The 13,750-nt window shown below is 69.3% G+C and carries 9 protein-coding genes; 3 read left to right on the forward strand and 6 right to left on the reverse strand.

All coding sequences use genetic code 11. The annotated features are described in order from the left end of the window. Positions 1-37 precede the first annotated feature (37 nt). On the reverse strand, positions 38-3,322 hold the full coding sequence (locus C5O27_RS19170; RefSeq protein WP_006359164.1) for an error-prone DNA polymerase: 3,285 nt from the start codon (positions 3,320-3,322) through the stop codon (positions 38-40). Between the two features lie 171 nt (positions 3,323-3,493). On the opposite strand from C5O27_RS19170, the gene C5O27_RS19175 reads away from it, so the two are divergent. Continuing rightward, positions 3,494-5,434, forward strand: coding sequence for an SDR family oxidoreductase (locus tag C5O27_RS19175; RefSeq protein WP_127963405.1), 1,941 nt, complete (start codon positions 3,494-3,496; stop codon positions 5,432-5,434). Then, positions 5,431-6,516 (forward strand): alanine racemase, encoded by a 1,086-nt coding sequence (locus C5O27_RS19180; RefSeq protein WP_127963406.1) that lies wholly within the window; start codon positions 5,431-5,433, stop codon positions 6,514-6,516. Before C5O27_RS19175 ends, C5O27_RS19180 begins: the two co-directional genes overlap by 4 nt. 5 nt (positions 6,517-6,521) lie before the next feature. Here C5O27_RS19180 and C5O27_RS19185 read toward each other — a convergent pair whose 3' ends face one another. The 3 genes from C5O27_RS19185 to C5O27_RS19195 form a co-directional block, all read right to left on the reverse strand. Continuing rightward, on the reverse strand, positions 6,522-8,168 hold the full coding sequence (locus tag C5O27_RS19185) for a DNA polymerase Y family protein (protein WP_127963407.1): 1,647 nt from the start codon (positions 8,166-8,168) through the stop codon (positions 6,522-6,524). Beyond that, complete coding sequence (locus tag C5O27_RS19190; protein ID WP_035750570.1) at positions 8,168-8,935, reverse strand: hypothetical protein; 768 nt, start codon at positions 8,933-8,935, stop codon at positions 8,168-8,170. Before C5O27_RS19190 ends, C5O27_RS19185 begins: the two co-directional genes overlap by 1 nt. 289 nt (positions 8,936-9,224) lie before the next feature. Further along, positions 9,225-10,256 carry an Rv2578c family radical SAM protein gene (locus C5O27_RS19195; RefSeq protein WP_127963408.1) on the reverse strand — a complete coding sequence of 344 codons (1,032 nt, stop codon included), beginning with the start codon at positions 10,254-10,256 and terminating at the stop codon, positions 9,225-9,227. 78 nt (positions 10,257-10,334) lie between these two features. Here C5O27_RS19195 and C5O27_RS19200 point away from each other — a divergent pair, with 78 nt between their 5' ends. After that, positions 10,335-11,594: a serine/threonine-protein kinase gene (locus C5O27_RS19200; RefSeq protein ID WP_040535576.1), complete on the forward strand. Its 1,260-nt coding sequence runs from the start codon at positions 10,335-10,337 to the stop codon at positions 11,592-11,594. A gap of 92 nt (positions 11,595-11,686) precedes the next feature. Here the strand turns inward: C5O27_RS19200 and C5O27_RS19205 are convergent, their stop codons facing one another. Both C5O27_RS19205 and C5O27_RS19210 read right to left on the reverse strand, forming a co-directional pair. Next, positions 11,687-12,433: a LuxR C-terminal-related transcriptional regulator gene (locus C5O27_RS19205; protein ID WP_244216541.1), complete on the reverse strand. Its 747-nt coding sequence runs from the start codon at positions 12,431-12,433 to the stop codon at positions 11,687-11,689. Continuing rightward, positions 12,430-13,704, reverse strand: a complete 1,275-nt coding sequence (locus C5O27_RS19210; RefSeq protein WP_075862861.1) for an ATP-binding protein — start codon at positions 13,702-13,704, stop codon at positions 12,430-12,432. The genes C5O27_RS19205 and C5O27_RS19210 overlap by 4 nt, the downstream gene beginning before the upstream one ends. Positions 13,705-13,750 lie beyond the last annotated feature (46 nt).

The following is a 13,750-nucleotide window of genomic DNA, read 5'->3' on the forward strand; positions in this document are numbered from 1 at the left end:
CGATTCGTAGTTTGTCACTCCGGCAGGCCCTCACGGGCTACTGCCAGTCTCTGGATCTGGTTCCCACCCGAAGATCCATGCGCTGCAAACGATCTGCGACGACGGTCACGGCGCCTTCGGCATTCTGTACCCGACCGCGCACCAGCAATGCCGGTGCGGTCTGTGCCAATACACGGTACCGCGCCCAGAGGCCGACGGAACACACCACGTTGACCATTCCGGTCTCGTCCTCGAGGTTGATGAAGGTCACGCCGGAGGCCGTCGCAGGTCGTTGGCGGTGGGTCACCGCGCCGCCGATCAGTACGCGCGCGCCGTCGGGCACCGACAGCAACCGGTCCGCGGCCACCACCCCCATCGCGTCGAGCCGAGGGCGCAGGAACTGCGTCGGATACGACTTCGGGGTGATACCGGTGGCCCAGGCGTCGGTGGCCGCCAGCTCGATGTCGGACAGGCCGGGCAGCGTCGGCGTGGCACCCGCCGATCGCAGTTCCAGCTGGTCGTCACGAACGGTCGCGGCCGCCCCGGCCTCCCAGAGCGCCTGTCGCCTGCTGAGACCGAAACCGTCGAAGGCCCCGGCCCCGGCGAGACCCTCGAGTTCCTTGGCGCTCAACGCGGCCCGGCGGGAGACGTCGGTGATGTCGGTGTACGGGCCGTCGGCGCGCCGGTCGACGATCCGCTGGGCCACCTCCTCCCCGACCCCGCGCACCTCGTCGAGCCCCAGCCGCACGTCGAGGCCCTCGTTCTCCAGCGTCGCGTGAGCAAGAGAAGCGTTGATGTCGGGGCGATGGACCGCCACCCCGTGCCGGCGGGCGTCGGCGACCAGGGTCTGCGGCGAGTAGAAACCCATCGGTTGCGCCCGCAGCAGCGCCGCGCAGAACGCGGCCGGGTGATGCAGCTTGAACCACGACGAGTAGAAGACCAGCGACGCGAAACTCTGCGAATGACTCTCCGGGAAGCCGAAGTTGGCGAAGGCGGCCATCTTCTCGAAGATGCGGTCGGCGGTGTCCCCGGTGATGCCGTGGAGCTTCTCCATGCCGGCATAGAAGCGTTTGCGCAGGCGTTCCATCTTCTCCGGCGACCGTTTGGAACCCATCGCCCGACGCAGCTGGTCTGCCTCGGAGGCGTCGAAACCCGCGACGTCGACGGCCAGCTGCATCAGCTGCTCCTGGAACAGCGGCACACCCAGCGTCCGCTCGAGGGCCTTGTGCATCGACGGGTGTTCGACGGTGACCGGCTCGTCTCCGTTGCGCCGTTTGATGAAGGGATGCACCGAACCGCCCTGGATGGGTCCGGGGCGGATCAACGCCACCTCGACGACCAGGTCGTAGAAGCAGCGCGGTTTCAGCCGCGGCAGGGTCGCCATCTGGGCGCGGGACTCCACCTGGAACACACCGACCGAGTCGGCGCGGCACAGCATTTCGTAGACCGCCGGTTCGGCGAGGTCGAGCGTGGCGAGATCGACCTCGATGCCCTTGTGCTCGGCGACCAGATCGATCGCGTAGTGCAGCGCCGAGAGCATCCCGAGACCGAGCATGTCGAACTTGACCAGCCCGATGGCCGCGCAGTCGTCCTTGTCCCACTGCAGCACGCTGCGGTTCTCCATCCGCGCCCACTCCGTGGGGCAGACGTCGGCGATGGGCCGGTCACAGATCACCATGCCACCGGAGTGGATACCCAGATGCCTTGGCATACCGAGGATCTCACCGGCCAGATCGGTCACGTCGGATGGCGCGGCGTCCGGGGACTTGGCCCAGGCATCCTGCTGCCCGGGCGCATATCCCAGCGCCCTCGCCATGTCCCGGATCGCCGACTTGCCTCGGTAGGTGATGACGTTGGCCACCTGCGCGCTGCGATCCCGGCCGTACCGGCGGTAGACGTACTGGATGGCCTCCTCACGACGGTCGGACTCGATGTCGACGTCGATGTCGGGCGGCCCGTCGCGTTCGGGGGCGAGGAACCGCTCGAACAGCAGCTTGTTGGCGACCGGGTCGACGTTGGTGATCCCCAGGGCGTAACAGACCGCCGAGTTGGCGGCGCTCCCCCGGCCCTGGCACAGGATGTCGTTGGCCTTGCAGAAGTCGACGATGTCGGCGACGACGAGGAAATAGCCGGGGAACGTGAGGGTTTCGATGATGGCGAGTTCGTGTTCGATCTGCCGGTAGGCCTGCGGATGTTCGACGGGTGTGCCGTATCGGCGCCGGGCGCGGGTCATGGTGAGTTCGCGCAACCAGCTGGCCTCGGTGTACCCCTCCGGCACGTCGAACGGCGGCAACTCCGGCGCGATCAGACCGAGCCGAAAGGCGCAGTCTGCGGCGATGCCGACCGCGTTGTCGATCGCGTCGAGGTGAGCGGGCATCAGCCGGGCCATCTCGTCGCCGCTGCGCAGGTGTGCGCCGGCGACCCCCGGCATCCAGCCGGCGATGGTCTCGATGTCGGTGCGTGCCCGAACCGCCGCCATCGCCATCGCCAGCCGGCGGCGTCGGGGTGCGGCGAAGTGCGCACCCGTGGTGGCGACCGTCGGCACCCCGGCGCGTGCGGCGAGACCGGCGAGCACCGCATTGCGTTCGTCGTCGTCGGGCATGCCCTGGGCGGTGAGTTCCAGGACGACGTTGCCGTGACCGTAGGTCTCGATCATCTCCCGCAGCGCGATCTCCGCGGCCGGGACACCGCCGCGGTCCAGCGCCCGCCGGACCGCGCCCTTCCGGCAGCCGGTGAGGATCAGCCAGTGTCCGTCGCCGGCGCCGGACAGGGCGTCGCGGTCGTAACGCAGCAAGCCCTTCTCGCCCGCCACCATGTGTGCCTCGGCGATGGTCCGCGACAGCCGCCGGTAGCCCTCGCCGTCGCGGGCGAGGACCAGCAGGTGTTCTCCCGGTGGATCGTTGAGGCCGCTCCGGGCGATGTCGGGTTCCAGCGACAGCTCGGCACCGAAGACCGTCGGCATGCCGAACTCGCGGGCGGCCTCGGCGAACCGGACGATGCCGTAGAAGCCGTCGTGATCGGTGACGGCCAGCGCTTGCAGTCCGAGCCGTTCCGCCTCCTCGACCAGCTCCTCCGGCATCGACGCGCCGTCGAGGAAGCTGTACGAGCTGTGGGCGTGGAGTTCGGCATAGGCCACCGACGACGAGCCGCGCGCGATGTCCTCCGCCTGGTAGGCGCCGCGTTTGCGCGACCAGGCCGGGCTGTCGCCGCCGTCGCCCGGGAACATGGCGTGGTCGCTGTCATCGGGGCCGAAAGCGGTACCCGGACGCCCGCCGTCGGGTGCCCGACCGGAGAGCACCCGCTCCATCTCCGACCACGTCGGTGGTCCCTGATCCCAGCCCACCCGAGCAGTCTATCGAACATGCATTCGAATGGACATCTCGATTCCCGCCCCGCGGTCGTTGCGCTCGGCACAAGTAAGTGCAACTCTGAGTATCAGACAGATTCCATCTCCCATCGGGGGGAGGAGGACATCCAGCGGGCGACATGCCCGCTCACATGATGGGATCCCAACATGACCAGCTACTTCATCACCGGAGGCAGCGGATTCATCGGCCGACGCGTCATCGATCGACTTCTGACCGTCGACCCCGGCGCGACCATCCACGCCCTGGTTCGCGAATCCTCACGATCGGCGTTCGACGCCCTGCTCGACGAGCTCGGTGCCACCGGTCGGGTGACCCCGGTCGTCGGGGACCTGACCAGCCCGGGCCTCGGCCTCGACACGCATGACCTGCCGGAGTTCGACCACGTGGTCCATCTCGCCGCGATCTACGACATGGCCGCCGACGCCGAGTCGCAGCGCGCGGCCAACGTCATCGGCACCTCTCGCGTCGCCGACTTCGCCATCACCCACGACGCCCTGTTCCACCACGTGTCCTCGGTCGCCGTCGCCGGCGATCATCGCGGCCGGTTCACCGAAGCCGATTTCGAAGTCGGCCAAGGTTTTCCGACGGCATATCACCGGACAAAGTTCGAGGCGGAGCGGGTCGTCCGCGAGCGCGAGGGCCTGCGGTGGCGCGTGTATCGGCCGTCGATCGTGGTCGGCGACTCGCGAACCGGCGAGATGGACAAGATCGACGGTCCCTACTACTTCTTCGGGCATCTCGCCGCGCTCGGCCACCTGCCGTCGAGACTGCGGTTGCCGATGCCCGACCTCGGCACGCTCAACATGGTGCCCGTCGACTTCGTCGCCGCCGCGATGGTCGCGCTCATCGCCGTGGACCCCGAACGCAGCGGATTGGTGTTCCATCTCGGCGACCGGCGTTCGCTCACCACCACCGAGATGTACAACGCCCTCGCCCCGGCATTCGGAGCGCCCCGCGGTTTCGACGTCATCCCGCACTCGGTGGTCGAGCCCGCGCTCGCTCTGTCGGCCATGGGACCCGCCCGCGTCGGCCGCAATCTCCTTGCCGCCCAACAAGGTATCCCGTCAGCGGTGCTCGACGCGGTGTCGTTGCCGGTGGACTTCTCCTCCGACGCCACCCACGCCGTCCTCCACGAGCACGGGATCAGCGTTCCCGACTTCACCGAGTACGCACCCGGCCTGTGGCAGTACTGGTCTGCCCACCTCGACCGCTCCCGCAACCGGCGCCGTGACCCCCGGGGTCCGCTGGTGGGCAAGAACATCCTCATCACCGGCGGGTCGAGCGGTATCGGCAAGGCCACCGCCCGGATGTGTGTCGCCCGCGGCGCCAACGTGATGATCGTGGCCCGGTCTGCCGAGGAACTCGATTCCGCCGCAGACGAATTGAATTCGACGACCAGCAAGAAGGGCATCCCGCCGGGCCGGGCGGTGGCCTACCAGTGCGACATCACCGACGAGGAGTCGGTCAACGCACTGATCAAGTCGGTGCTCGCCGAGCACGGTCACGTCGACGTGCTGGTCAACAACGCCGGCCGGTCCATCCGGCGCGCCACCGTGAACTCTGTACAGCGCTCGCACGACTACCACCGGGTCATGGCGGTCAACTACTTCGGCGCGGTCAACCTCATCCTCGGACTCCTGCCGCACATGGTGGCCCGGCGGTCGGGACATGTGGTCAACGTGACCTCGATCGCGGTGCAGTCCCGCGGACCGCGCTTCGGTGCCTACGCGGCGTCGAAGGCGGCACTGGAGGCGTTCAGCGACGTCACCGGCACCGAGACCGTCTCCGACCACGTCACATTCTCCAATGTGCGTCTGCCGCTGGTGAAGACGCGGATGATCTCGCCCACCGAGGCCTACGACAACCAGCCCGGCACCTGGGATGTGGACAAGGCCGCGTCCCGCGTGTTGCACGCGATCGTCGACCGGCCCAAGCGGGTCAGCTCGGTCGTCGGGACGATCGCCGAGATCGGGCACCGCTTCACGCCCGACCTGACCACCCGCATCCTGCATCTGGAGTACCTGCTGTTCGGCGAGTCGGCGGCAGCGATGGGGCGTGCCCGCCGTTCGGGTGGTCGCGACGCGTGATCGACACCCCGTACCTCGAGGTCGACGTCGACCGCCTGGACCGCAACCTCGCCGCCCTCGCCGGAGCAGCCCGGAGCGTCGGGGTCGACGTGCGGCCACACGCCAAGACTCACAAATGCGCCGAGATCGCCCGCCTGCAGATCGAGCACGGCGCGGTCGGCCTGACCGTGGCGACCATCGGCGAGGCCGAGGCATTCGCCGATGCCGCGGATGTCACCGGGTGCACCGACATCTTCATCGCGTACCCGTTGTGGCCGACCGCTGGCCAGGCAGCTCGACTCCGCGCCCTCGCCGAGCGGGTCACCCTGCGATTGGGGATCGATTCGCTCGCCGGCGCACGGCATCTCGCCTCCGCGGTGGGTCCGGCCCGGTTGCAGGTGCTCGTCGAGGTCGACTCCGGCCAGCACCGCACCGGCGTCACCCCCGAACTGGCCGGTTCGGTCGGCGCGGCGGGTGTCGCGGAGGGACTCGACGTGATCGGCGTGTTCACCTTCCCCGGCCACTCCTACGGCCTCGGCGACACCCGACGCGACGCGGCCACCCAGGAGCTGGCCGCACTGGCGACGGCGGCAGACGGATTGCGCGCCAACGGAATCGAACCGCGGGTACGCAGTGGTGGCTCGACCCCGACGGTCGGCCTGCTCGACGCCGAGCAGGCGAACGTCCTGACCGAGATCCGGCCCGGCGTGTACCCGTTCAACGACGCACAGCAGGTGGAGATCGGCTCGTGCGGCTTCGACGAGGTCTCGTTGACCGCGGTCGCGACGGTGGTGCGCCGTGACAACCACCGGATCGTCCTCGACGCGGGCAGCAAGATCCTCGGTGCCGACCGCGCCGCCTGGGCGACCGGGTACGGCCGGCTCCTCGATCATCACGACGCCCGCATCGTGATGCTGTCGGAACATCATGCGGTGGTGGAGTTCCCGGCCGGGTCGTCCGACGAGCGCATCCCCGGTATCGGGAGTTTTGTTCGCGTGGTGCCGAATCACGTGTGCAACGCGGTCAACCTCGTCGACGAGCTGGTGGCGATCGACGGCTCGGACACCCGTTGGCCGGTGATCGCGCGGGGCCGCAACAACTGAGGCCCTCACTCGTAGACCCCTTCGACGATCCACTCACCGCCGCGGTAACAGAGCAGCAGGGCGCGTGAGTCGTCGAGCAGCACCTGAGCCCGCGCGATCAGTTCGGTTCCCGCCGCGGATGCGCGGTCCATTCCGACCGGCCACGGACCGGCCCACCAGCACAACCCCCAGCTCGTCTTCCGGCCTTTTCCGCCACCCGTCGTCTCCGACAGCCGGACGGTCACCGGTTCGGCGGTGAACGCTCCCCGGTCGGTCACCCGCACGGGTTGACCGAGGGCGTCGAGCACGCTGATCGCCGTCTCCACCAGAACCGTCGGGGTGGGTTGCGGCAGGTGCCCGGGCCACGGCGCGGACGGGTCGCGACGCGGTGTCCGTTCGTCGCCGAGGGACACCATCGTGATCCGTTCGGCTGGTCCGCGGCCACCGCTGAGCACCGGGATTCGCACCGCATCGCCGCCCAGCAACCCCTGGATGCGGACCAGGGAACGTCGAGCGCGTTCTTCGACGTCGGGGTCGACCGCCGAGCCACCCGCGAGCGTTTCCGTGAGCTGGTAGTGCAGGGCACCGGCCTCGACGACCTCCACCGGCTCCAGCCGCAGGCGCACGATCGGCGAGTCGGGGCGGGTGTCCTTGACCTGCCCTCTCGCCCGGCTGTTCCCTCGCCGGCCACCGGTCAGCCAGCCCTCCAACTGCCATCGGATACGGTCCGCGGTGGTCTCCGGGGTCAGCGGCTGCGCACAATTCCACGTCCTCGAATGCTGTTGTCCGCGTTCGGTGGTCGCCTCGATGGTGAGTCGGGTGCAAGCAACGGCGGCGTCGCGCAGTCGTTGGTGGAGCTTCTCGGCGAGGGTGCGGCCGATGAACGCCGCGGCATCGATGCGGTCGACTGGCGGATCGCAGGTGTGGTCGACATCGAGTTCGGCCGGCAGGTGGCGGCCCGACGGCACGCGGCCCGGCAACGCGTTGGCCAGACGGTGCGCGAGCACCGCGTCCCGGGCGAAGCGGGTCGCCACGTCGGCGATGTCCATCTCGGCGAATGCGCCGATGGTGCCTATCCCCAGACGCCGCAACAGATCCACCAGCTCGACACGCGACGGGTCGCTCATGCTCGGTTCGAGGGCGAGGTCGGCGATGGGCCGGCCGGCGAGATAGGCCCGGTCCCCACCCGGCTCCACCTGGTGGCCGCGCCGCGCGGCCAGGACCGCGGTGAAGATCTCGTCGGCGATGCCGACCTGCGATTCGATGCCGCAGGCCGACACGACGTCGACGAGCTCCTCGGCGAGCGCCTCCATGCCGCCGAAGTAGCGAGCCGCCCGATCACCGGGGATCACCAGCAGACCCGGCCGGAGCACCTCGAGGGTCGGGATCACGTCGCCCACCGCGGCCACCACCGGATCGAACAGCCGGCCGTCGCGGACCTCGTCGGCCGCGACGACGGTCATCTCCGGGCACAGCGCCTGCGCCTGGCGTTTGCGCATGCCGCGCCGGACGCCGACGGCCCGGGCGGTCGACGAGCAGGCGACCACCCGGTTCGCCGACAGCACCGCCACCGGATGCAGCGGCGGCAGGTCGGCCTCGGCGGCCGCCGCCATCGCCGGCCAGTCCGGGCACCAGAGCGCGAGAGTCCGCCTGGTGAGTTCCTGCCGTGTCATCAGTTCGCGACCGCGAGGACCGGACGAGTGCTCGTCGTCGAGACCATCTCCACCGAGCGGTCGGCACCCTGACCTCGTGCCAGGAGGTCGACCTCGGTGCTCTGGGTCTGTCTGCCGCGTCCTGATGCCGTGACCTGCAGTCTCATTCCGCCGATGCGGCCGTATCCGCTGCGTGCGGAGTCCAGGTCGGTGGCGCCGGACAGCAGCGGACTGTGCCGGTAGGTGAGCACTCGCGCCTCGATGGTCAGCTGCGCACCCGGCCAGGTACCACCGGCGACCAGCAGGACCGACGACTGCTTGCGGACGCGTCCCATCACCACGCGTGCACGCGACGGGGCGACCGCATCCGCCGTACCCGGCCCCACACGGCCGAGCACCACCAGGTCCATGCCGTCGAGCAGGACCGCGGCGACCTCCACCGGATCGAGGCCGGGATCGGGAATGGTGGCGATGCGCGAGAGGTCCGCACCCATCTCCACCGCCGACAACAGGCTCAGCCGGGGCATCCCGACGATCCCGACCTGGCCACCCGCACGGGTGGCCGACGCGATCATCGCGATCAGCAACGAGTTGGCACCGTCGAACCGGGCGACCGTTCCGCGAGGAATCCCATTGTGCGGCAGTATCTCTGACAGCGGCTCCGGAATCGGCAGCACGCCGGTGGCCGGATCGCGCGTCTCCACTGCATGCCGGTCGGGACGTCCCGACATCGCCGCCATGCGTCGGCGGAGGCCGGCCAACTCATCCGTACGGGACGACACATCCATGACACTCTCCAGTCGCGTGGTGGTTCTCGAGCGAGCCGGGAAGGTGCTGCGCCATCTGGTTCTCGAACCGCCGTGGGAATGATCCGAGAGGGTGATCTCGTCCGCCGATCATTCGAACATTGTTTCGATGATCAGAGAGTAGGACCACCCACCGACAAGCGTCAACCGAGACCGATCGGCGACCCGCGACCAGACATAACACGTTGCACTGGAGCATCTTTCGTCACAGAAGAAGGCGAACAGCTGCGTATCCCCGCCTCGCTGCTTCAGGCGCGGGGAGCAAGGGCCGTCAGAACAGGGTGAGTGCGTGCTGCAGTTCGGGTGCGGCCACGGACCCGGGCGACCCCGCGTCCGAGCCGGACTGCCGCAGGCCACCAGAGCCGGCCAGCCCGTGCCGCTGAACCATCGGTTGCATCCGCTCCCGCAACCACGACGAGTACTCCGGCGTCACGTAGGCACCGCGCCCGTAGAGACCGCGGTACCTACGGATCAGCGCCGGATGTTCCTCGGCCAGCCATTCCAGGAACCACGGCTTGGTCGAGGACCGCAGGTGCATCGGGAACGCGGTCACGCCCGCCGCCCCCGCGTCGGCGAGCGCCCCGAGCAGCTCGTCGAGATGAGATCTCGCATCCGTCAGATACGGGATGACCGGTGCGACCATCACGTGCGGGGCGAGGCCGGCGTCGGCGAGGTCGCGGATCAGCGAGAGCCTGGCCTGCGGCGACGGGGTGCCGGGTTCGACCTTCCTCTGCAGATCCGGGTCGATGATCGCCAGCGAGATGCCGATGCTCACCGGGACCTGACCCGCCGCCTGTCGCAGCAGCGGCAGATCGCGCCGGATCAGCGTCCCCTTGGTGAGGATCGAGAACGGGGTCCGGGACTCCGCGAGCGCGGCGATCACACCCGGCATGAGCTTGTACCGACCCTCCGCGCGCTGATACGGGTCGGTGTTGGTCCCCAGGGCGACGGTCTCCCGCGTCCACGAGCGGCGTTTGAGCTCCTTGCGCAGCACCGCGGCCACGTTCAGCTTCACGACCACCTGGGAGTCGAAGTCCTTGCCCGCGTCGAGGTCGAGGTACTCGTGCGTCGGCCGGGCGAAACAATAGCGGCACGCGTGAGTGCATCCGCGAAAAGTGTTGACAGTGAACTGAAACGGGAGATGAGATGCTTCCGGGACACGATTGAGAGCACTCTTCGCCAGCACCTCGTGGAAGGTGACACCCTCGAAGTCGGGTGTTCGCACCGACCGCACCAGGCCGGAGCGGCTCAGCCCGGGGAGCGCCCCGTCGTCGACCTCGACCGCCTGCTCGGACCATCGCATAGAGCGAGTCGAACACATGTGCGATCACACTGTCAAGCGCGGTGCCCGCCGACGAGCCCTCGCGGCTATCATCGCCGTATGCCACCGTCCGTCGGAACCCATCATGCCCCAGGTCCCCAGTACCTGGTGGCCGGCCGATACCGCCTGAAGTCGCGGATCGGCGGCGGCGGCATGGGCACGGTGTGGCTGGCCCGCGATCAACTCCTCGATCGCGACGTGGCCGTCAAGCAGGTCGTCTCCACCGAGGGCCTCACCGAGGATTCCGCGGACAACGTCCGCAAGCGCGCGATGCGCGAGGGTCGCATCGCGGCGAAGCTGTCCCATCGCAACGCCATCGCGATGCACGACGTCGCCCTCGACCGCGGCGAGCCGTGGCTGGTGATGGAATACCTGCCGTCGCGCAGCGTCGCCCAGATCCTGCACGCCGTAACAACACTCGAGCCGAGGGAAGCGGCCCAGATCGGCGCGCAGGTGGCCGACGCGATGGTCGAGGCCCACGCTGCCGGGATCGTGCACCGCGACATCAAGCCGGGCAACATCCTGATCGCCGAGGGCGGCCGCAACGCCGGGCTCGTCAAGATCACCGACTTCGGGATCTCGCGGGCCAAGGACGACGTCACCCTCACCCAGACCGGCGTGATCACCGGCACCCCAGCCTATTTCGCGCCCGAGGTGGCTCGCGGCGCGGAGCCGATGGAGGCCTCCGACGTCTACTCGCTGGGCGCCACGATCTACACGATGGTCGAAGGTCAGCCGCCGTTCGGCGTCGATGACAACTCGATCGCCTTGCTGCACAAGGTCGCTCGTGCGCGGATCAATCCGATGACCAAGGCCGGCGACCTCGAACCGGTCCTGTTGCGCCTGCTGGAACCGAGCCCGACGAAGCGGCCGACGATGGCCGAGGCACGCGATGCCCTCACCGCGTTCGCGGCGGGTTCGCGCGGCACCAAGGACCAGGTACTCACCGGACTCATCACCCGCCCCGGCGCCGGTACGCCCGTGTGGGCGCAGCGCAACAACCGATCGTCGACCACAGGGCCTCACCGCCCGGTGGCGGGCGCGACGCTGCCGCCCTACGCCCCGACCCTGGCCGGCGACCGCGGCTCACGCGACATCCCACACACCCGCCAGGAGCACCACTCCCCGACCCTGATGTCGACGCCGCCGTATTCGATGACGTCCCAGTCGTCGTCGCCCCACCGTCAGCCGATGAACCCCGGCTACGGAGAACCGACCCGCAACTCCGCGACCTCGAGCACCGCACTCGCGGTGTCGGTGTTCGTGTTCTTCGCTGTGCTGGCAGTGCTCGTGGTCCTGGCGATCGCGCTGCTGCGCTAGGGCTTTGGAGTTGAATGCGCCGCAGCTCCCGCGTGGCCGATTCCTTCCCGCTTACCGGATAGCGCCCGCGGGAGGTAAACGCTCCCGCGGGATCAGCCGATGTGGCGCGTGGCCGCCCAGCGGGTCAGCGCGTTCCGGTTGGACTGCTGGGTCTTGCGCAGCACGTTCGACGCGTGCGTCTCGACGGTCTTGATCGAGATGAAGAGTTCCTCGGCGATCTCCCGGTAGGTGTAGCCGCGGGCCAGCAGCCGCAACACCTCGAGTTCACGGCGGGTGAGGGAGTCGAGTTCGGGGTCCAGCGGCGGTTCGGGCGCCGACGACTTCCCGGTGAACGAGTCCAGCACGAATCCGGCCAGCCGGGGGCTGAACACCGCATCGCCCTCGGCGACCCGGCGCACCGCGTCGGCCAGTTCGGCGCCGTCGATCGTCTTGGTGACATACCCGCGGGCGCCTGCCCGGATCGTCGCGATCACGTCCTCGGCGGCATCGGAGACGCTGAGGGCGAGGAAGACCGGCGCCGTCTCCGCATCGGCGCCGACCCGGTCGAGGACGCCCCGCAGCACCGCAACCCCGCCGCCGGCGGGCATGTGGACATCGAGGAGCACCACATCCGGTGCGGTGGCCACGATCCCGGCGATCGCCTCCGGCACGGCGCCCGCCTCCCCGACCACACGTAGCCCCGACTCGTCGGCCAGTTCCGCGCGCACCCCGGAACGGAACACGGCGTGGTCGTCGACGAGGTACACGGTGTAGGTCGACGCCGCGGCGTCGGCGTTGTACGACGCTGCCGCGTCGGCCGTCGTGTCCGTCGGGTTCGGGATCTGCTCGGGGGTCGTCATCTCACCTTCCGGTCGTCCGTCAATTCGTTCTCTGACTGCAGCTGTTCCACCGGGGACGCCGCGACCTCGCCCGCGACCTCGGTCCCCGCCACACCGTCGATGCGCGGCATCGTGAGCGCGACGTTGGTGCCGCGCCTCGGTGTCGAGGTGATCGCCACGCGGCCACCCATCCGTTCCATCCGCGCCCGGATCGACCGGCTGATGCCCTGGCGGTCGTCGTCGACGACGTCCGGGTCGAAGCCGACTCCGCGGTCGCGGACGAACACCTCGACCTGATCGTCGGTCACCTCGCTGTACACGTCGACCGTGCGCTCACCGGAATGTTTGGCCGCGTTGACCAACGCCTCCCGGGCCGCGCCCGCCAGCGCCGACCAGCGCTTCGCATCACGTGCGTCGCGGGGCCGCAGGTCGCCGACGGTGATGATCTCGACCTCGACCCCGTAGGCGTCCTCGACCTCCGCGCCGACGCTGCGCAGCGCCGCGGCGAGCGAGCCGCGCTCCTGGGCGGGGTCGCCGAACAGCCACGCACGCAGCTCGCGTTCCTGGCTGCGGGCGAGGCGCGCGACCTCCTCCGGGCGATGGGCCTTCTTCTGGATCAGTGCGAGGGTCTGCAGCACCGAATCGTGTAGGTGCGAGGCGATCTCCTCGCGTTCGGCATTGCGGATGCGTGCGGCACGTTCCTCGTTGAGGGCGCGCCACATCCGCATCCACAGCGGCACGGTGAGCAGCACGACGCCGATCAGGGTCGCGATCACCGCGAGGATCGTCGAGTTGAGTCCGCCGAAGCTGCGATCGCCGGCGAGGACGATCACCACCAATCCGCCGACCACCAGCAGCACCCCGCCGATGAGCCGTGTCCAGGTGAGCAGCGGGGCACGCGGCGCGCGGTGAGAGGTGTCGAACTCGCGCCACACCAGGCTCGCGCCGATGGCGACGAACACGAAGGGGACGAGGTATTCCGCGGGCGTGCCCGACGCGGCGAAGCCGACGACCGACATCGCCACGAGCCCGATCACCGCGAGTCCGAGTGACTGCCGGCGCTCGCCCGGTGCGGGCGGTGCGGTGTCCTTGCCGGGTGGGCAGAAGAACCACAGCAGCCCGTAGGCCGCGACCCCGGCACCGGCCAGCGCGGCGAGCACCACGAACACGATCCGGACGCGGAAGACGTCGACCCCCAGATGGTCGGCTATGCCACCGGCGACCCCGGCGACCACCCGGCCGCCGTCCCGTCGTACCAGCCGCGGGGCAGGCTCCACCTCCGTTCCACTCACCCCTCGATGTTCCCACGGGCGACGAATCCGGACATCGGGGTTCACC

The sequence above is a fragment of the Gordonia alkanivorans genome, assembly GCF_004011905.1.
Taxonomy (GTDB): domain Bacteria; phylum Actinomycetota; class Actinomycetes; order Mycobacteriales; family Mycobacteriaceae; genus Gordonia; species Gordonia alkanivorans.

Bases quoted from the DNA above. Each gene is read 5' to 3' on its own strand.
- C5O27_RS19200 (WP_040535576.1), top strand. From the start codon at position 10,335: ATGCCACCGTCCGTCGGAACCCATCATGCCCCAGGTCCCCAGTACCTG.
- C5O27_RS19190 (WP_035750570.1), bottom strand. From the start codon at position 8,935: ATGGATGTGTCGTCCCGTACGGATGAGTTGGCCGGCCTCCGCCGACGC.
- C5O27_RS19185 (WP_127963407.1), bottom strand. From the start codon at position 8,168: ATGACACGGCAGGAACTCACCAGGCGGACTCTCGCGCTCTGGTGCCCG.
- C5O27_RS19205 (WP_244216541.1), bottom strand. From the start codon at position 12,433: ATGACGACCCCCGAGCAGATCCCGAACCCGACGGACACGACGGCCGAC.
- C5O27_RS19175 (WP_127963405.1), top strand. From the start codon at position 3,494: ATGACCAGCTACTTCATCACCGGAGGCAGCGGATTCATCGGCCGACGC.
- C5O27_RS19195 (WP_127963408.1), bottom strand. From the start codon at position 10,256: ATGCGATGGTCCGAGCAGGCGGTCGAGGTCGACGACGGGGCGCTCCCC.